This is a genomic window from Levilactobacillus suantsaii, from assembly GCF_014069315.1.
Classification (GTDB): Bacteria; Bacillota; Bacilli; order Lactobacillales; family Lactobacillaceae; genus Levilactobacillus; species Levilactobacillus suantsaii.
The window spans coordinates 272,493-289,325 of record NZ_CP059603.1 but is presented as its reverse complement, the minus strand read 5'-3'; the positions used below and the strand labels follow the sequence as shown (position 1 = coordinate 289,325).

The window sequence follows — 16,833 nt, the reverse complement described above, 5'->3', positions numbered from 1 at the left end:
ATGATAGGTGCAACGAAAATTGAAACCGTTTCCGCTACTTTTCGCACGGAGACCGGGAGGGAGTTTTTAGGATATGGCACTCAAAGAGCCGGAAAATTACGTCTTGGCGATTGACCAAGGGACCAGTAGCACGCGCGCGTTGATTTTTGACCATAACGGGCGCAAGGTAATCGAGGGGTACAAAGAAGTCCCCCAATATTACCCGCGACCGGACTGGGTCGAATCCGACGCCAACGAAATCTGGAACAGTGTCCTTTCGGTGATTGCCAGCGCCTTGATCGACGCATCGATTCACCCGGAAAATATCAAGGCCATCGGCATCAGTAGCCAACGGGAAACCACCATCGTCTGGGACCGGACTACCGGCGAACCGATTTACCGGGCCGTGGGCTGGCAAAGTCAACAGACCGCCGCTCTAGCCAAGGACTTGGCCGCGCAACACGGGGCGGCCATCCAGGACAAGACCGGCTTGGTGGTCGACGCTTACTTTAGCGCCACCAAGGTCCGCTGGATCTTAGACCACGTCGATGGTGCACAAGCACGGGCCGAAAAGGGCGAATTGGCCTTTGGGACTGTCGACAGTTGGCTGGCCTGGAAACTCTCCGGCGGGAAGATTCACGTGACCGACTACAGTAATGCCAGTCGGACCATGCTCTTTAATATTCACGACCTCAAGTGGGACACCGACATTTTGGACTGGTTGAATATCCCGGCGGCCATGTTGCCGACGGTCAAGTCCAGTTCCGAGGTCTACGGCGTGACCCAAAACTTCCAGTTCTACGGCATCGAGGTGCCGATTGCGGGGCTTATGGGGGACCAATCCGCCGCCCTGTTGGGGCAGTTGGCCTTGAAACCCGGCATGGTCAAAAATACTTATGGGGACGGGGCCTTTGCGATGATGAACACCGGTCATCACCCGCAACGGTCCAAACATAACTTGCTGACCACCATCGCGTATGAACTCGACGGCCAGGTGACCTACGCCCTTGAAGGGTCGATCCTGGTGGCTGGCACCGCGCTGGCTTGGTTACACGAAAGCTTAAAAATTATCGACAACGTGCCGGCGTCGCGTCAAGCGGCGATGGCCTCGACCGACGAAGATGAAGTCTACGTGGTGCCCGCCTTTAACGGGCTAGGGGCGCCGTACTGGGATCCGGATGCGCGCGGCGCGGTCTTCGGTCTGACGCGGGGCAGTAACCGTAACGACTTCGTCAAGGCGACCTTACAGTCAATCGCCTACCAGACGCGCGACGTCTTGACCACCATGACGCAAGACACCGGCATCACGATTTCGGAGCTGATGGTCGATGGGGGCGCCTCGCGGAATCGCTACTTGATGCAATTTCAGGCCGACATCTTGAACACGCCGGTCCAGCGCGCAGCCGATGAGGAGACCACCGCGATGGGGGCGGCGATTGCGGCCGGGCTGGCCGTGGGCTACTGGGACAGTCTCGATGAGATTGAGCAGATCCATGCCGACGGGCGCCTGTTCGTGCCCGATATGGCGGCCGACAAGCGCACCAAGCTCTACCAGGGCTGGCAACAGGCTGTCGCGGCCACGCGGGCCTTCAAGCCGAACACCACCGCATAAGTCATTCTAACTAAGGGGGAGTCGAAATGACGAAAGTTAAAGCCACAACCACGAAGAAATTGAAGAAACACTTTGCCCACTACGCCGATTGGGTCAACCAACACGACGGGGCGGTCATCGTCACCCGCGAGCATCACCGCAACGTGGTGATGATCTCTAAGGCGGAGTACGAGACCTGGCAGCGGACGCTAAACGCCTGGTCGACGTTGACACAAAATGAGGACCTGCAACAGAGTATGGACGAACTGACCAACGCCGATGAGTCCACGACGGCAGACACCACGCCACCAGCGGATGATGAAGCCTAAGAAGGTTAACCTAAAAGCCGCCCGAACCAGTCATGACCGGTTCGGGCGGCTTTTGATGGCCAAATTTTTGGCCATCAAAGTTATTTGTATCTCTCTTCCAGGCGACTCATCCACCAGCCTAACGCCGCCCCGACTACCGCGGCCCCTAAACTGGCAACGACTGTCCCCAGGGTCACTCCAGTGTAGGAGATGCCCTCGGCCGCCGCGGGGTTGGGAATCAGGATCAGCGCGGTGCTGGCGACCACCAGACCGATGATGAAGTGGTAGACCCGCGAATGGTAGTGGGTGATCAACGCCTCGATGCCGCGGGCTAACGCCACTAGCGTCACCAGCCCGCCGATAGCCATGGGCAAGAAGACGCCCAGCAAATCAAAGCGCTTGAACCCCTGGAGCATCGGCGTGAACAATCCAAGAATCAGTAATAAATTCGACGGGCTCAAGCCGGGAATCAGAATGCCTAGCGCAATCAAACCGCCGGCGACCATGAAGCCGCCGAAGTTGGCCGGTAGGGTCCCCAAAAAGCTCAGGTGGTAGAGGCCGATGCCGCCCACCAGCAAGGTGCCCACGAACCAGATCCAGTCGATGGTGTCACGAGGTGCCACTTTGGTTGCCGTCCGTAGTAAGTCGGGCAACGTGCCGACGATGGCCCCGGCAAAGCCCCACAACACGATGACTTGCGCGTGGGCCAAGAGGTAGGCGAGAGGCGCGGCCAGAAGCGCCACGCCCAACAAGCCGCCGATACCGACCGGCAAGAAGAAGGGCAGATCACGACGCCAGCGTTGCTTGGGGTGGGCCATAAAGCCCAGTAGGCGTTCGTACAGGCCTAAAATGGCGGCGAGTACGCCGCCCGAAACGCCGGGCAAGATGAAGCCTAACGCGATGATGACCCCCTTGCACAGGCGGGTCACGACGCTTAAAGTTCGGTGGGTCAACATAGGTGAATCCTCCTTAGAAAGTGGGGATGCCGGTGGAAAAGTAAGGGTTCCACCGGTCGAGTTCGTTGAGTGGGTCAGGGCAACAAGTTCTCAATAGGATACCAAGTGGGGCCACATTTCGCAACTCTAAATGGACACCGGTCGCAATCCAGGCGTACAAAAAGGGCCCCGCCACTGACAATGGTCAGTCGCCTGGGCCCCAGAAACGGGTTCAATTAGTCTTGCGGTTTCCAGTAGTGCGCGCGGGTCAAGAGATCGCGCGAGCGCTCATCGGCGGGCACGAAGCCCCGCGTGAAGAGATGCCGGTAGTACATCAGGTTGTAGATGGCGCCCCACAACACGGCGATGCCGAGTTCAACGACACTGCTGGCGGCCGCCCGGTCATTGAGCGGAACTAACAGGAAGAACAGCATCTGTAAGCCGAGTTCGACACCGATGATACACAACAAGTTGTACCAATCGGCCCGAAAGATGGAGGGAAACGGGTGGAACAGAAACATGGTCCACGAGAAACCAACCTTCGCAATCCGCATGTTCCCCGTTTTGGGGTTGACTACGGTCGCGTAGTTCGGCGGCAAGGGCAGTCCTTGAGGGCCGTTACCGTTATTGTTCCCATCATCATCGTTAAAGCCCTTAAAAGGATCTTGCATGTGATTAGCCAACTTTCTAACAAAATTCGTTATTAAAAGTCTAACACGAAATTAAATCGTTGCCTATTATTCTATTCTATCGCCGAGAAAGCTTGACGACCGCCTCGCAGCGGGCCGTCTGGGGCATCATGTCGACGGACTGGATGTAATCGACCCGGTAATCTTCGGTCAAGGTGACCAAATCTTTAGCCAACGTTGATGGGTTACAGGAGATGTAGACCAGCTTTTTTGGGTGAACGGCCAAGATGGTGTCCATCAGGGTGTCAGCTAAACCGGTGCGCGGCGGGTCGACCACGATAGCGTCCGGGCGAAAGCCGGCGACGGCCCATTGGGGCAACAGGTCTTCGGCGGTGCCCACACTGTAGTGGGCGTTGGTGATGCCGTTGGCCTGCGCGTTTGCTTCGGCATCGGCGACGGCTTCGGGGATGACGTCCATCCCGCGGACTTCAGCGGCGGTGTCGGCCAGTGTCAACCCGATAGTCCCGACCCCGGAGTAGGCATCGACCAGCGTTTGGCCCGGCTGTAAGTCCAGGGCATTTTTCGCTTGGTCGTAGAGGACTTCGGTCTGGGCCGGGTTCAACTGGAGAAAGGCTCGCGCGGAGAGCTTGAAAGCTAGGCCGCCGAGTTTTTCGGTGATGGTAGTCTCGCCGGCTAAGTGGCGGGTCTCGTCACCCCAGATGAGCGAGGTCTTGCCCGGGTTGATGTTTTGCATCACCGAGGTGACTTGTGGCAACTCGTCGGCGATCCGCAACAACAGTTGGTGCTTGTGTGGCAACTTTTGTGAGTTGGTGATGACCGTCAGTTGCACGTCGTCGGTGTTGGCGGCTGCGCGGACCACCAGCGTTTTGACGATCCCGGAGTTGTGGTCCTCGTCGTAGATTGGGACTTCGAGGTCCTGGAGCATCTGGACCACGGCGCGCATCACGGTCATGGTGACGGGCATCTGGACCGAACAGGTCGGCAGGTCCACTAAGTCGTGACTACGTTCGGCGTAGAGACCGGCCTGGACCGTGCCGTCAGCCGTTTGCCGGACTTGGAATTGAGCCTTGTTGCGGTACTCGTAGGGGTGATCCATCCCGAGTGTCGGCCGGACGTCGTAGTCCTTGAAGCCGCGGGGCTGGTAGCGTTCTAGCGACTGGATGACGATGTCGCGTTTGAATTGGAGTTGTTGCGGGTAAGCTAAGTGTTCCAGCTCGAAGCCCCCGACCGTGTCGGCGTAGCTATCGCGCGGGGTGACCCGGTGCGGACTGGCCTTACGGATGCGGTGGACCTTGGCGCGCAGGTAGCGGTGGGCCACGCTGGTGACCTCGACCACGGCCTCTTCACCAGTCAAGGCGCCGGGCACGAAGACCGCCATGCGCTTGTAGTAGCCGATGCCTTCGCCGTTGATGCCCATGCGCTTGATGGTCAACGGAAAGCGTTGGCCTTCTGTGACCTCGACCTGGGGCGTGTTGCGGTGGTCGGCCCGGTGCCGGTCGTTGCGCCGGCGATTTTGGTGCGGTTGATAATTTTTCATGTTTTCTCCTATATAGTTGTGTCTAAGAACCATTCAATCTGGACCATTATACCAAAGTTTGCCCCGCGGTGGGGTTTCCCGCTTGGTCCCGCGCAAAAAGTTCGCCCAAATGCGGCCGCTTTCATGGCGAAGCGCCGCGCTTTTCGGTACAATTGAAGTATCTCAAAAAGGGGGCTTGGCTTATGCATCATCGAAAAGTAGCGCTGGTCACCGGGGCGTCCTCGGGGATTGGCAACGCCATCGCGCGGGGCTTACACCGCAACGGGGTCACCGTTTACGCTGGCGCGCGGCGGGTAGACCGGATGAACGACCTTGACGACTTGGGCATCACCACGTTGTCACTCGACGTCACCGATACCGACAGCGTGGACCAGACGGTCAACCGCATCGTCGGGGAGACCGGGCGCATCGATATCCTGGTCAATAACGCCGGGTTTGGCTTACTGGGCGCGTTAGAAGACGTCCCACTAGAACAAGCTAAAGGGCAGTTTGACGTCAATTTATTCGGGGCGGCGCGGCTGATTCGCTCGGTCCTGCCGATGATGCGTCAACAGCACAGCGGCCGGATCATCAACATCACGTCCGTGGACGGCAAGGTCGCCCAACCCCTGGCCAGTTGGTACGTGGCCTCGAAGTTTGCCTTGGAGGGTCTCTCGGACACCTTACGTTTCGAACTGAGCCCCCACGGCATCCAGGTGGTGGTCGTCGAACCTGGCAGTATCCAGTCCGCTTGGGCCGACATCGCCGCGGGTCACTTGCACGAGCTGTCGGGCACTGGGCCTTACGCCCAATCGGCCAGCACCGGGGAAGCCATCTTGAGAGCCGCTAAACGCTTCGCCAGTGAACCCCAGGTGATTGCTCGGCTAGTCGACCGCGCGGCGTTGGCCCGGCGGCCGAAGACCCGTTATCACGCCGGGGCCGGCAGTCAGATCTTATGGGCGCGGCGCCTGTTGTCCGAAAAAGCCATGGATCAGATCTGGCGCTGGACTGGTGCAGCCGCTAAACGGATCATGCAATAATCTAAGAACCGTTGACGTCTCACGTCAACCTGTTATGCTTAAAGATAACTAACACTAGGAGTGCCCCTTGGGGCTGAGATGCGGGAATGCCCGCGATTCCTTTGAACCTGTCGAGACCATGCTTGCGGAGGGAACGTGTTTGATGGCGAAGCCACCCGTTCACTTGCTGTGAAGGGGGGGCTTTTGCGTTTGATTGGGACTGACGCGAAGCGTGGTCATGGCGGGGCACGTTAGCACTACTATTTTGGGGGTCCTTTACTCATGAAACTGAGCTTATTAAACGATTTACGGCAACAAAATCCCATCGTGTTCAACATCTCGAACTTCGTGACGGTCCAAGACGTCGCCAACGGCATCAACGCTATCGGTGCGTCACCGATCATGTCCGAAGAGGTGGCCGAGGCTGACGAGATGGTCCAACTGGCTCAAGCGGTCTGCTTGAACCTGGGGGCCTTCACCGAACCACAGATCAAGCACATCAAGGTCACCGGCCAACTGGCCAATAAGTACCACAAACCATTGGTCATCGACCCGGTCGCGGTGGGGGCCGTGGCTTATCGGGCCAAGGTGGCCGAAGACCTATTGACGGCCTTTCAACCAGACGTCATCCGGGGCAATGCCGGTGAGATTGCGGCCTTAGCCGGGGTCGACTGGCAGGCCAAGGGCATCGACGCCGGTAGCGGCAGTGGCAATCTGGTCAGCATCGCGCAGTCCTGTGCCATCAAGCGGCGCTGTACCGTCATCTTGTCCGGGCCGACCGACGTCATCACTGACGGCAAGCGGACCGTGCAGGTCTTGAACGGCACGCCGTTGTTCCAGACCCACGTGGGCTCCGGCGACATGCTGTCGAGTATCGTGGCGGCCTTTTGCGCCGTGGACCCCGACTACTTCGAAGCGGCCCAGACGGCGTGCCTGGTCTTTGCGGGCATCGGTCAACGCGTGGCCCAAAGTGACCCGCAGATGGGGTCCGGGACCTTTATTATTAAATTAATGGACGCCTTACAACAAACCACCGTCGCCCAGTTGGAAGAACTGGCGGCGTACGACTAAGGCGGAAAGAAGGACGAGTAATCATGGCAAACGAATTTCCCCAGACCTTGACGATCGCGGGGACCGATAGTGGTGGCGGGGCCGGCGTGATGGCCGACCTCAAGACCATGCAGGAACGGCAGGTGTTCGGCACGGCGGTGGTCGTGGCCGTCACCGCGCAAAACACGCTGGGCGTGCAAGACTTCATGGCACTGCCGCAGAAATTGATCGACGAACAGTTCGCCTCGTTAGCCGCGGACCTTAAAATCAGCGCCTGCAAGACGGGGATGCTGGCCGATGCGGCCCACGTGCACGGCGTGGTCGAGAACCTCAAGCGCTACGACTTTGGACCGCTCACGGTCGACCCGGTGATGATTGCCAAGGGCGGCGCGGCACTTTTGGCCGACGACGCGGTAGCCACGGTGCGTGACGATCTGGTGCCGTTAGCCGATGTCTTGACGCCCAACCTGCCAGAAGCCAAACGCTTGACGGGCTTGCCACTTGATGATAAAGAAGAGATGGAGGCCGCCGCGGTGGAGCTGCAGAACCTGGGCGCGAAGAACGTGGTCATCAAAGGGGGCCACGAAGCCACGCCCGACCAGGCCAGCGACTTCGTGTTGCTCGCCGACGGCCGGTCGTTTTGGCTGAGTGCGCCGCGAGTCGATACCGTGCGCACCCATGGTACCGGCGACACCTTGTCGTCGTGTATCACGGCCGAACTGGCCAAGGGTGCCGATTTCGAATCGGCCATCCGGTTGGCCAAGGACTACGTGACCGCCGCCATTGCCCACCCGATTGCGGTCGGGCACGGTCACGGACCGTTGAACCATTGGGCTTATAATCAAGGAGGGACGATCTAATGTCAGTAACGTTTGAGCCCGGCTTGCTCCGGGCGTACTTTGTAGCCGGCAGTCAAGACATACCGGGCCGCGACTTGCGGCAGGTGCTCGCAACCATGCTGGATGCCGGGATCACGGCTTTTCAGTTCCGCGATAAGGACGGCAGTACCTTGTCCACGGTGGAACGCTGTACCTTAGGTGGCGATTTGCGCGACCAGTGCCGGGAGGCCAACGTGCCGTTCATCGTCGACGATGACGTGGATTTAGCCTTGGCGTTGAACGCCGACGGGATTCACGTGGGCCAAAGCGACCAGCGGATTCAAGAAGTCTTGGAAGCCGTCAAGGACCGGCAGATTTTCGTGGGCCTGTCCTGCTCGACGGCCGAAGAGGTCGAGGCGGCTAACCAGATCGACGGGATCGCTTATCTGGGCAGCGGGCCTATCAACCCGACCGTTTCCAAGGCCGATGCCGACCCGGTCATCGGTACTTCGGGCCTGGCCCACCTGGTCGAACTCTCGCGGGTGCCCGTTGTCGCCATCGGCGGCGTCACCGTGGCATCACTGCCGGCGATTGCGGCAACTGGCGCGGCCGGTGCGGCGGTCATCACCATGCTGACCCGTCACGACCACCCGCAAGCAGCCGTCGACGCTATGCGCACGGCGTTTGCCGGCAATTAAATTAATTGCCTTTTGCCCTGAAATCGGTTATCGTTTGAACTAATACTGACCAAGAGGGGTTTACCAATGAGCTTTTTAGAGCTAAAAAATATTCATAAGGCGTACTACGTCAATAAGACGCCGTTCCCTGTCCTCAAGGGCATCAGCCTCAAGTTCGACCGCGGCGAGTTCGTGTCGATCTTGGGGGAGTCCGGGGGTGGGAAGACCACGTTGATGAACATCATCGGTGGGTTGGACGCCCAGTACGAAGGCGATGTGTTGTTGAACGGCGAGTCGTTGCGCCACGCGTCCGTCAAGCAACTGGACAGCTACCGGCGCCAGACCATCGGGTTCATTTTCCAAAACTTTAACCTGGTGAGTCACCTGAGTATCCTGGACAACGTGATGATCTCCTTACAGATGACCAAGCTGTCCAAGAAGGAACAGCGCGACCGGGCCACCGAGTTACTGGACCAGGTGGGGTTGAAAGAACACCGTCACAAGCACCCCAACCAGTTATCGGGGGGCCAAAAGCAACGGGTCGCTATCGCCCGGGCACTCGCGTCTGACCCGGACATCATCATTGCCGACGAACCCACCGGAGCATTGGATGCGCAGAACACCCAAGAGATTCTGGCCTTGATGGACCAGATTGCGGATAGCGGTAAGTTGGTCATCTGTGTGACCCACTCGCAGGCCGTCGCCGACCACGGGACGCGGATCGTGCACATGGCGGACGGGGTCATCGACCGCGACGAGCAGTTGAAGGACCCGTTTAAAGTCACCGACCACGCCGAGGTGCCCGCCAAGCACCTGAGCTTTGGCGCCACGGTGCGCATGGCCTTGCAGCACATGCGCTATAACCTGGGGCGCAACCTCTTGATTATCTTCGGGGCGTCGATCGGTATCTTCAGCGTCATCTTGATGCTGGGGTTGGGCCGCGGCGTCAAGGGTTATATCAATCACGAGATCTACTCGCAGATTAAACCAACGGCGGTCCAGGTCGCCCAAAAGACCAGCAGTGAAAATCCGCAGAAGTTGGAAATCAAGGCCAAAGACGTGCAGCGGTTGAAAAAGATCGACCACGTCAAGAAGGTCCAACTGGGTTACGCGACTCAGGGCGCTCAGATCCAGCAGGGCGGGAACACAGCCACGGCCCAACTGGTCCAAACGGTGACTGACCAGATGCTGGCCAAGAGCGTGAAGAAGGGGCATAAGCCGGGGCAAAATGAAGTCCTGTTGTCGAAGAGCTTCGCCCAGAAGTTCAATAAACAGCACCCCTACAAGCTGATTGGCAAGAAGGTCAAGGTGTCGTTGACTGCGATGGATAAGCACAATATTCCGACAGTCATGACCAAGCGCCTGACGGTCAGCGGCATCACCGATGGCAGTAGCGGGCAGTTCCAGACCACGTTGGGGACGATCAAGCAACTTTACCACAGTAAGAACCTGACGTTTAGAGCGAACTTCGCCACGGTCGATATCGACAGCTTCAGCCACGTCACCGGCGTGCAGGATAAGATTCGCGCGTTGACGACGGCTAACGGCAAGAAGCAGTACCAGTTGACCGGGGCGGGTGCCATCGTCTCGACGTTGAACACCTACATCCAGTTGGCGTTCTACGTCCTAGCGGCCATCGCCGGTATCTCGCTTCTGGTCTCGGCCATCATGATCATCGTGGTGCTGTACATCAGCGTCTCCGAACGGACCAAGGAAATCGGGATTCTGCGGGCTTTAGGGGTTCGCCGCCGCGACGTGAAGAACCTCTTCTTGTCGGAGGCCTTCTTCTTGGGACTGTTCTCCAGTCTCTTGGCGCTGGTCTTCACCGAGATCGTGGCGTTAGCGGCCAACCACGTGGCCACGACCTATATTGGGTACCACATCATCGGCATCACCGGTGGCTACCTGGTCTTCGGGGTGGCCGTGTCTATTATCATCAGCCTGCTAGCGGCCTTAGCGCCGTCCAGTCGGGCAGCTAAACTCGATCCAATCGAAGCCTTAGCTTACGAATAATACCAAAAAGCCGTTGGGACGAAAACGTCCTAACGGCTTTTTAAGGTCCACGGGTTGGCACACTAGTTGCAAAGTGTCACCCTAAGATAACCGTGAAAAAACAGCGCCGTCCGTTAGCGAAGCGAACTTCAATAACGAACGGTGCTGGTCATAAAATTGAGAAGTTAAGCTGACTAAGACTTAACTCTACGCGCATAGTCTACCATGGTGTGGGGGAGAAACCAACTAAAGGGGATCTTGAGGGCACTGACCAAACGAGAGAAAATTTCAGGTGAGTCGTTAAGGGCTTGAACGACTTTGCCTCCCGACAATTTCTGGTGAGGCGGACTAATTGCTGGGGCAAATTCGGTGGCGGGGCGCCTTGGTTAGGCTCACTGTCCAGCCCGGCACGTGATCTTTAGCGAGCAGCGGCAACACAAAAAGATAAAATTTATCCCCGGGGAGTTACCAGTCCCGCTAATCCCCCGGTCCCCATGGCTTTCCTCGCGGTCGCGGATTTGAATTTCGGCATCCCTCAACCGGGGGGAATTGACGAATGGGGCGCCAGGCGGTAAAGTGGGTTGCAAGAGGTGATACATACTGTGACCACGAGGCGACGTGACGCATCCTATCACGACTGACCCCACGTTGTGGTCCGTCATCTCGATGGCACGAGTTCACTACCGTGGGTCGCCCACGGATGGCCGGCAGTCAGCGGCAGGGATACCGCTGGCTACCGTCACGGTCACGGGATTGGCTGTGGCCCCGTCTGCGGCGATAAGCCCCCACCTTGATTTGGGGCCACGACCTGGTAACGGGTACCGTGGCCCCGATGGGAGCACCACGGATGGCCGCGCCTGTTGGTCGGTGACCTTTGACCCAAGGGTTACGACTAGCAGGGGCACGATTAGCGGGGCCCGTTAGCGGTGCGACCGCTAAAATCGGCCTTGCCATCTTGAACGTACGTTCGTATAATGGAACTGAACCGGGTGCAGCGGAGAAATTCTGCACGGTCAACTTTTGTCGTCTGATGAGCAATGAGGCCGTCATCACCGGGATGATGGCCGGGTGACCTTACCGGCGAGCGACGCTCAAGGGGTAGTCGCGTCTAGTTTAACTGAGGAGCCGTTCTGGCGTCGTGAGACGTGAGGGCGGCTTTTTAGTGTGTTTAAGGCCCCATAGCCGGCCAGAAGCTACCGGCCAGCTAAATCCCCGTTGCGATGCAAAAAGGCCGTCCCGCAGTGCGGAACGGCCTTTAAACGTGCGTTTAAGTTAGAAGTTCGCTTTGGTGGTCTTCATGACCTGAGCGGGCCGGTTAGTCAAGAGGTAACCGACGCCCTTATTGGTGAACTGCAAGCCTTCCAGTTCGCGCTTGCCGCTCAAGTTGGTGGCCTCGACGTCTTTAGCCTTGAGGTGGCCGAGCTTATTGACGGGGACGGACGAGATGCTGCCGTCACTCATGAAGTACAGCCGGTTACGCTTGGCGTTGTAGGCCAAGGACTGGCTCTTGGTGCCGGGGTTGTGCCGTAAGCCCTGCATGATCAAGTGGAACTTGACGGACTTGGCCTTGATCTTGCCCTTGTAGATCTTGACGGTGCCTTTCGGGGCCCAGCCGCCGCTGGAATAAGTATAGAAGTAGGCGTTGCCCTTCTTGTCGAAGGTCAGATTCTCGCCCATCGGCACGGTGCTCTTCAAGGTGAAGTTGATGCGCTTGATGGGCTTCAAGGTCTTGGTGCTGACCTGTTGGACGTTACTGTGGATGGCCCGGGCACCGACGAACCAGAGTTGACCGGTCTTGGGGTTGCGGGCCAGCGATTGGCCGTGGCCCGTGGCGAAGACGGGGCCGACTTTGACGTTCTTCAAGATGGCCTTGTCCTTTGCCGTCAGTTGGTTAGCTTCCTTGTCCTTGCCAGCTTGGGCGAGGGCGTCCTTGGCGCCACTGGTGACGCCCAACTTCTTCAGCCCGGCGACGTTGTACTTGACGATGAAGCCGCGGTTATTGTGCGCCGTACTGAGGACGTACATGGTGCTACCGGTCTTGTTCAGCACGATGCTTTGCGGGTTGGTCCAGGTCTTGCTATCGTAGTGGGATGGCAATAAGAAGTTGGTCTTGAACGTGACTTGCTTCCCCTTGGTGCTGGTCATCGAGCTGCCCGTTCCGGTGAATTGGTAGCGCTTCACAAAGAAATTCTTGTTGTTGACCGTCTTGTAATGCTTGACGTTATACGCGGCCAAGGCGTTACCGTGTTGGGTGTACGTCTTGACCTTTGCGGTTGCGGTGGTTGACCCGCCGACAAGCAATCCGAGTGCGATTGCCGAAGCGGTCACCCAGGGTAGCCAGGCTAACTTATGCATTGAAAACCCTCTCCTTAGATTGAAAAACATTATCGACACTCCGTATTATTTATAGCACTGATTTTGAAAAAAATTAAATGGTCAGCAACCAGAAAAACGGGGTAATCCAGAAAAATCGGGGCAGGTCCGCCTTCGCTAGGGTTATCTGCAAGTAATCGTTTTTATAAATTATACATATAAGGCGCCCCCACGAAAAGGCGGCTAAAAGGGCGAAAATTGGGGTTGGACGGGGGCTTTTAAAGCCGTTATCCTACAGAAGTTCCCTCAAATGGGGAACCAAACTAAAGCGATATTGGAGGGTAATACACATGTATTCCGATAATCTAGATGAGGCTTACAAATTTCTTTTTTCTGGGGACCATGAGCTAGTGATCCATAGTGTTTTGAAAAAACTATATTTAACCCCGAGTCACAACGATTACCAGGATTACTTACAGGAGGGGCGGTTGTTGTTCCCCCAGATTTATGCGCGTTTCCCGGAGAATCCGCGAGAAAAGCCGCACCAGTTCTTAGCCTACGCCCAACAGAAGTTGTATTGGGAGTTGCTGGACCGTTTGCGGCGCGACCGGCGCTTGCTGACCCATCAGGCGGAGGGCGACCACGAACAGTTACTGTCCGCCGTGGCCGACGATCAGGTCGACCCCCACATCTTGGTGGCCCAACGGCTCTTGGAAGCGCGGCTTTTGAAGCTGATTCGCGAGACGGGATCCATCGGGGAGTGGCAGTATCTGATGGGGACGCTCAAGCAACAGTTGTCGATCGCGGAGATTGCGGCCCAGTGCCGGGTCAGCCGCCAGACCGTCTATGGCTGGCGCAAGCACCTGGCGAACCGGCTCAAACGGGTGAATTTTTGGGGAAAGTAAATTAGGGGGTGACAAACTCGCCGCAAATTTCGTTAGTAAGGGTGTAAGGGCTGGCCAGTCACTTACCAAAACTTAACTTCGAGAGGAGCAGGACACTATGACGAGCAAATGGACAAAGACTTCAATCACCTTCTTGATGGGGGACGACTTGGTACATCCCGTGCGGATCGCGCTGAACAACGGCGTGGCTGAACCAACGTCCGACCAGATCGAAGCGTTTGGCAGTTACCTGGCCGATTTGACCGGCTTAACGTTCCGCCATGCCAACGTGACCACCCAAAACGACGTCGCTTAACGCCACTTATAGAAAGGGATTGGACTCATGAAATCATTGGAATTAACCTTCAAAGGCGCCGACCACCGCATCAAGAACCTGCGCTTGAAGTACGTCAGTGCCGACTTGACCGCTGAAAACGCCCTGGCCATCATGGCCAAGATGGCCGACACCAAGCTGTTCGCCAAAGAAGACGTGGCCCTCTACGCCACGCCGGTGAGTGCCCAAGTGATTGAGACCACCAAGACGCCGTTACCGGCTGCGACCGCTTAACACGACATACTAGCTAACTTACCGCACTGAGCTCTCCCCTCTGTGTGTACCGCAACGCTAAAAGCCGCCGTCTACCTGTAAGTGAGGTAGCGGCGGCTTTTGGGCGTGGGTCATAGGGCCCCGGGGTGTTGCAGGACTTTGCCCGGGTACTTCTGGGTGACGTAGCTAGTGATGGCGGTGATCATCTTGGCGGTCGAGGGCGCCTTGGCCTGCTCGCTGTTGACCACCAGGCAGATGGTCCGGTAGAAGCGCTGGTCGAAACGGTAGACGTTGACATCGCCGCTGATGCGCTCCAAGGCCAGTTCCGGTAAGATGCCCATGCCCATGCCGGCTTCGACCATGGCGAGGATCGATTGGTCGTCGATGGAGAAGCGCAGGGCGTTGGGTTGAATCTGGTAGTGGTCCAAGGCGGCCTTGGTGTCCTTGTCGTAGTCGCCGCGTTGGAGGATGAAGTTCTGGTCGGCTAAGTCGCTGGCGGTGACCGTCGTGCGGTTAGCGGGAATGAAGTCGGCCGGGGTGATGCAATAGATTTCGTCCTTGATCAGTGGCAGGACCGTTAATTTCTCGTTGACCGGCAAAGCGGAAAAGCCCAAATCGAGGCGGCCCGTCTTGACGGCCGCGGCGATCTCGGTGAAGTCGGCCTGTTCGACGTTGATGGCGATGGCCGGGTAGTCTTGCTTGAAGTTTTGGATGATGGGTGGCAGCCAGTTGATGCAGACCGACGAGAAGGCACCGATGCGCACCGACCCGGCGTTTAGGCCCTTGATGTTAGCGGCGGCCTGTTCCAAGCGGTCCTCGGCGTTGACGATGGCCTGAATCAGGGGTTGGACGGCTTGGCCATCCGGGGTCAGCTCGACGCCGGCGCGGTTTCTGATGAACAGGCTAAAGCCCAGCTCCTTTTCCAGTTGGTTGACGGAGTGACTGATGGCGGACGGCGTGACGTTCAAGATCTGCGCCGCCCGGTAAAAGGTGTGCTCCTGGATGATGGCTTGAAAGACGCGGTAGGCAAACGGTAACATGGTCGGCCCCCTCCTTAGTTAAAATGAATAACTTTCACGTTACTTTTGAATGCATGAATTGTACTTTTCTTTACCGATATTCTATCATATCGATGTCTTAGGGGATAGTCCAGTTAAGTGGTTGGGTCAGTCGCTGACCTGGCCGTAGCGTTAAAGGGGGAAATACTCATGAAAAATCTATTAGCGACCCGTGCCAATCCCGACGTCACGTCTGCATTGTCCGGCTTGTTTCCAGTCGATGACAGTCCGTTAGCCATCTCACTAGCCGCCGGCAGTCCGAACCTCGATTACTTTCCGGTGGCTGCCGTGCGCCAGGCCTTTTTGACCGCCATCGACCAGCAGGGGGCGGGGCTCTTCCAGTACCAGACCGCCCAGGGCAACCTGGACTTGCGCCAAGCACTGACGGCCCGGATCCAGAAGTGGGGCCAGGTGGCCACCACCGCCGACAACGTGGTCCTCACGGTCGGCGGTCAGCAGGGCATCGAACTGGTGGCCAAGGCCTTGTTGAACCCGGGCGACGAGGTGGCCGTGGAAGTGCCGACCTATATCGGGGCACTGGCGGCGTTCGACCTGTACCAGCCGACCTACCACGCGGTGCCGCTGGAACCAGACGGCTTGGACTTAAACGCGTTGGAGGAGACGTTAAAGCGCCATCCTAAAATCAAGTTGCTTTACACGGTGCCAGACTACCATAACCCGACCGGCATCACCATGAGCGTGACCAAGCGCCAGCAACTCGTTGACCTGGCCAACCGTTACGACTTCGTCATCTTGGAAGATACACCGTACCGCGACCTGGGGTACGAGGCAGCACCATTACCGGCCATCAAGAGCTTCGACACCCAGGGCCGGGTAGTCTTTTTATCGAGCTTCTCCAAGATTTTGATGCCCGGCTTGCGGACCGGCTGGCTGGTGGCCGATGGGGACCTGCTCGCGGCCATCATGAAGGTGCGCCTCGCCAGTGACCTGGAGACTACTAACATCACCCACGCGGCGATTGCGGCCTACATGCAAGCAAACGACCTCGACGCCCATATCCAGACGTTGAAGACCCACTACCGCGCCCAACGCGATGCGATGGTGACCAGCCTGGAACAAGACTTCCCGGACGAGGTGAGCTTCACCAAGCCCGCCGGCGGTTTCTTCGATTGGGTCACCTTGCCTAAGGGGATGAACGCCGCGACTCTATTGACGGACACGATGATCCCGCGGGCCCACGTGACCTACGTGCCAGCGACCAACTTCTACCCGAACCGTGACGTGACCAACGCCATGCGCCTAAGCTTTAGTGGCCTGGAGCCGCAGGTCATCACCACGGGGATGCGCCGGTTGGCCGACCAGTTGAAGCTGGCCATCCACCGCCAGGCCCCCGTCCTGTAACTCGACTCGTCAATTGCCTCGCTTTGGTCAGTGACCCGGCGAGGCTTTTTGTGTGGTTACAGCGTTAAGTTAAGTAACCGGTTAGACGTAACTTATAATAGGAAAAACTTGAGTCACCACGACCGTCAAACTAA

At 57.7% G+C, this 16,833-nt stretch carries 17 protein-coding genes and 1 riboswitch; of the genes, 12 read left to right on the top strand and 5 right to left on the bottom strand.

The annotated features are described in order from the left end of the window. Positions 1 to 73 precede the first annotated feature (73 nt). Positions 74 to 1,591, top strand: a complete 1,518-nt coding sequence (gene glpK / locus H3M12_RS01390) for a glycerol kinase GlpK (RefSeq protein WP_129033074.1) — start codon at positions 74 to 76, stop codon at positions 1,589 to 1,591. Positions 1,592 to 1,617: 26 nt separating this feature from the next. Continuing rightward, a complete protein-coding gene (locus H3M12_RS01385; RefSeq protein WP_129033075.1) occupies positions 1,618 to 1,899 on the top strand; it encodes a type II toxin-antitoxin system Phd/YefM family antitoxin in 282 nt (93 codons plus the stop codon). Between the two features lie 80 nt (positions 1,900 to 1,979). Here H3M12_RS01385 and H3M12_RS01380 read toward each other — a convergent pair whose 3' ends face one another. From H3M12_RS01380 to rlmD, 3 genes are all read right to left on the bottom strand, one after another. Beyond that, the gene (locus tag H3M12_RS01380; protein WP_182150813.1) at positions 1,980 to 2,834 is read right to left on the bottom strand and encodes a DUF368 domain-containing protein; all 855 of its coding nucleotides are present in this window, start codon (positions 2,832 to 2,834) and stop codon (positions 1,980 to 1,982) included. Positions 2,835 to 3,049: 215 nt separating this feature from the next. Further along, positions 3,050 to 3,484 (bottom strand): DUF2628 domain-containing protein, encoded by a 435-nt coding sequence (locus tag H3M12_RS01375; RefSeq protein WP_129033077.1) that lies wholly within the window; start codon positions 3,482 to 3,484, stop codon positions 3,050 to 3,052. A 76-nt stretch (positions 3,485 to 3,560) separates the two neighbouring features. Further along, the gene (rlmD, locus tag H3M12_RS01370) at positions 3,561 to 5,000 is read right to left on the bottom strand and encodes a 23S rRNA (uracil(1939)-C(5))-methyltransferase RlmD (RefSeq protein ID WP_129033078.1); all 1,440 of its coding nucleotides are present in this window, start codon (positions 4,998 to 5,000) and stop codon (positions 3,561 to 3,563) included. A 182-nt stretch (positions 5,001 to 5,182) separates the two neighbouring features. Here rlmD and H3M12_RS01365 point away from each other — a divergent pair, with 182 nt between their 5' ends. The 6 genes from H3M12_RS01365 (at position 5,183) to H3M12_RS01340 (ending at position 11,459) form a co-directional block, all read left to right on the top strand. Next, positions 5,183 to 6,019, top strand: a complete 837-nt coding sequence (locus H3M12_RS01365; protein WP_129033079.1) for an oxidoreductase — start codon at positions 5,183 to 5,185, stop codon at positions 6,017 to 6,019. Positions 6,020 to 6,065: 46 nt separating this feature from the next. Beyond that, a riboswitch (TPP riboswitch) is annotated at positions 6,066 to 6,170 on the top strand. A gap of 110 nt (positions 6,171 to 6,280) precedes the next feature. Further along, entirely contained in the window at positions 6,281 to 7,069 is a 789-nt protein-coding gene (thiM, locus tag H3M12_RS01360) for a hydroxyethylthiazole kinase (RefSeq protein ID WP_129033080.1), read from the top strand. 23 nt (positions 7,070 to 7,092) lie between these two features. Beyond that, entirely contained in the window at positions 7,093 to 7,908 is an 816-nt protein-coding gene (gene thiD / locus H3M12_RS01355; protein WP_182150812.1) for a bifunctional hydroxymethylpyrimidine kinase/phosphomethylpyrimidine kinase, read from the top strand. Next, the gene (gene thiE, locus H3M12_RS01350) at positions 7,908 to 8,564 is read left to right on the top strand and encodes a thiamine phosphate synthase (RefSeq protein ID WP_129033082.1); all 657 of its coding nucleotides are present in this window, start codon (positions 7,908 to 7,910) and stop codon (positions 8,562 to 8,564) included. The genes thiD and thiE overlap by 1 nt, the downstream gene beginning before the upstream one ends. A gap of 66 nt (positions 8,565 to 8,630) precedes the next feature. Beyond that, positions 8,631 to 10,556, top strand: a complete 1,926-nt coding sequence (locus H3M12_RS01345; protein WP_129033083.1) for an ABC transporter ATP-binding protein/permease — start codon at positions 8,631 to 8,633, stop codon at positions 10,554 to 10,556. 597 nt (positions 10,557 to 11,153) lie between these two features. Next, positions 11,154 to 11,459, top strand: a complete 306-nt coding sequence (locus H3M12_RS01340; RefSeq protein ID WP_129033084.1) for a hypothetical protein — start codon at positions 11,154 to 11,156, stop codon at positions 11,457 to 11,459. Positions 11,460 to 11,807: 348 nt separating this feature from the next. Here H3M12_RS01340 and H3M12_RS01335 read toward each other — a convergent pair whose 3' ends face one another. Beyond that, positions 11,808 to 12,890, bottom strand: coding sequence for a hypothetical protein (locus H3M12_RS01335; protein ID WP_129033085.1), 1,083 nt, complete (start codon positions 12,888 to 12,890; stop codon positions 11,808 to 11,810). 383 nt (positions 12,891 to 13,273) lie between these two features. Between H3M12_RS01335 and H3M12_RS01330 the strand changes: the two genes are divergently transcribed. The 3 genes from H3M12_RS01330 (at position 13,274) to H3M12_RS01320 (ending at position 14,300) form a co-directional block, all read left to right on the top strand. After that, positions 13,274 to 13,753 carry a helix-turn-helix domain-containing protein gene (locus tag H3M12_RS01330; protein WP_233449200.1) on the top strand — a complete coding sequence of 160 codons (480 nt, stop codon included), beginning with the start codon at positions 13,274 to 13,276 and terminating at the stop codon, positions 13,751 to 13,753. Between the two features lie 97 nt (positions 13,754 to 13,850). After that, entirely contained in the window at positions 13,851 to 14,048 is a 198-nt protein-coding gene (locus tag H3M12_RS01325) for a hypothetical protein (protein ID WP_129033087.1), read from the top strand. A 27-nt stretch (positions 14,049 to 14,075) separates the two neighbouring features. Continuing rightward, on the top strand, positions 14,076 to 14,300 hold the full coding sequence (locus H3M12_RS01320) for a DUF2922 domain-containing protein (protein WP_129033088.1): 225 nt from the start codon (positions 14,076 to 14,078) through the stop codon (positions 14,298 to 14,300). Between the two features lie 110 nt (positions 14,301 to 14,410). On the opposite strand, the gene H3M12_RS01315 is transcribed toward H3M12_RS01320, so the two are convergent. Then, on the bottom strand, positions 14,411 to 15,319 hold the full coding sequence (locus H3M12_RS01315; protein ID WP_129033089.1) for a LysR family transcriptional regulator: 909 nt from the start codon (positions 15,317 to 15,319) through the stop codon (positions 14,411 to 14,413). 168 nt (positions 15,320 to 15,487) lie between these two features. Between H3M12_RS01315 and H3M12_RS01310 the strand changes: the two genes are divergently transcribed. Continuing rightward, complete coding sequence (locus H3M12_RS01310) at positions 15,488 to 16,699, top strand: aminotransferase-like domain-containing protein (protein WP_182150810.1); 1,212 nt, start codon at positions 15,488 to 15,490, stop codon at positions 16,697 to 16,699. Positions 16,700 to 16,833: the final 134 nt, after the last annotated feature.

Coding starts and splice junctions, on each gene's coding strand:
- glpK (WP_129033074.1), top strand. CDS start 74: ATGGCACTCAAAGAGCCGGAAAATTACGTCTTGGCGATTGACCAAGGG.
- H3M12_RS01385 (WP_129033075.1), top strand. CDS start 1,618: ATGACGAAAGTTAAAGCCACAACCACGAAGAAATTGAAGAAACACTTT.
- H3M12_RS01380 (WP_182150813.1), bottom strand. CDS start 2,834: ATGTTGACCCACCGAACTTTAAGCGTCGTGACCCGCCTGTGCAAGGGG.
- H3M12_RS01375 (WP_129033077.1), bottom strand. CDS start 3,484: ATGCAAGATCCTTTTAAGGGCTTTAACGATGATGATGGGAACAATAAC.
- rlmD (WP_129033078.1), bottom strand. CDS start 5,000: ATGAAAAATTATCAACCGCACCAAAATCGCCGGCGCAACGACCGGCAC.
- H3M12_RS01365 (WP_129033079.1), top strand. CDS start 5,183: ATGCATCATCGAAAAGTAGCGCTGGTCACCGGGGCGTCCTCGGGGATT.
- thiM (WP_129033080.1), top strand. CDS start 6,281: ATGAAACTGAGCTTATTAAACGATTTACGGCAACAAAATCCCATCGTG.
- thiD (WP_182150812.1), top strand. CDS start 7,093: ATGGCAAACGAATTTCCCCAGACCTTGACGATCGCGGGGACCGATAGT.
- thiE (WP_129033082.1), top strand. CDS start 7,908: ATGTCAGTAACGTTTGAGCCCGGCTTGCTCCGGGCGTACTTTGTAGCC.
- H3M12_RS01345 (WP_129033083.1), top strand. CDS start 8,631: ATGAGCTTTTTAGAGCTAAAAAATATTCATAAGGCGTACTACGTCAAT.
- H3M12_RS01335 (WP_129033085.1), bottom strand. CDS start 12,890: ATGCATAAGTTAGCCTGGCTACCCTGGGTGACCGCTTCGGCAATCGCA.
- H3M12_RS01325 (WP_129033087.1), top strand. CDS start 13,851: ATGACGAGCAAATGGACAAAGACTTCAATCACCTTCTTGATGGGGGAC.
- H3M12_RS01320 (WP_129033088.1), top strand. CDS start 14,076: ATGAAATCATTGGAATTAACCTTCAAAGGCGCCGACCACCGCATCAAG.
- H3M12_RS01315 (WP_129033089.1), bottom strand. CDS start 15,319: ATGTTACCGTTTGCCTACCGCGTCTTTCAAGCCATCATCCAGGAGCAC.
- H3M12_RS01310 (WP_182150810.1), top strand. CDS start 15,488: ATGAAAAATCTATTAGCGACCCGTGCCAATCCCGACGTCACGTCTGCA.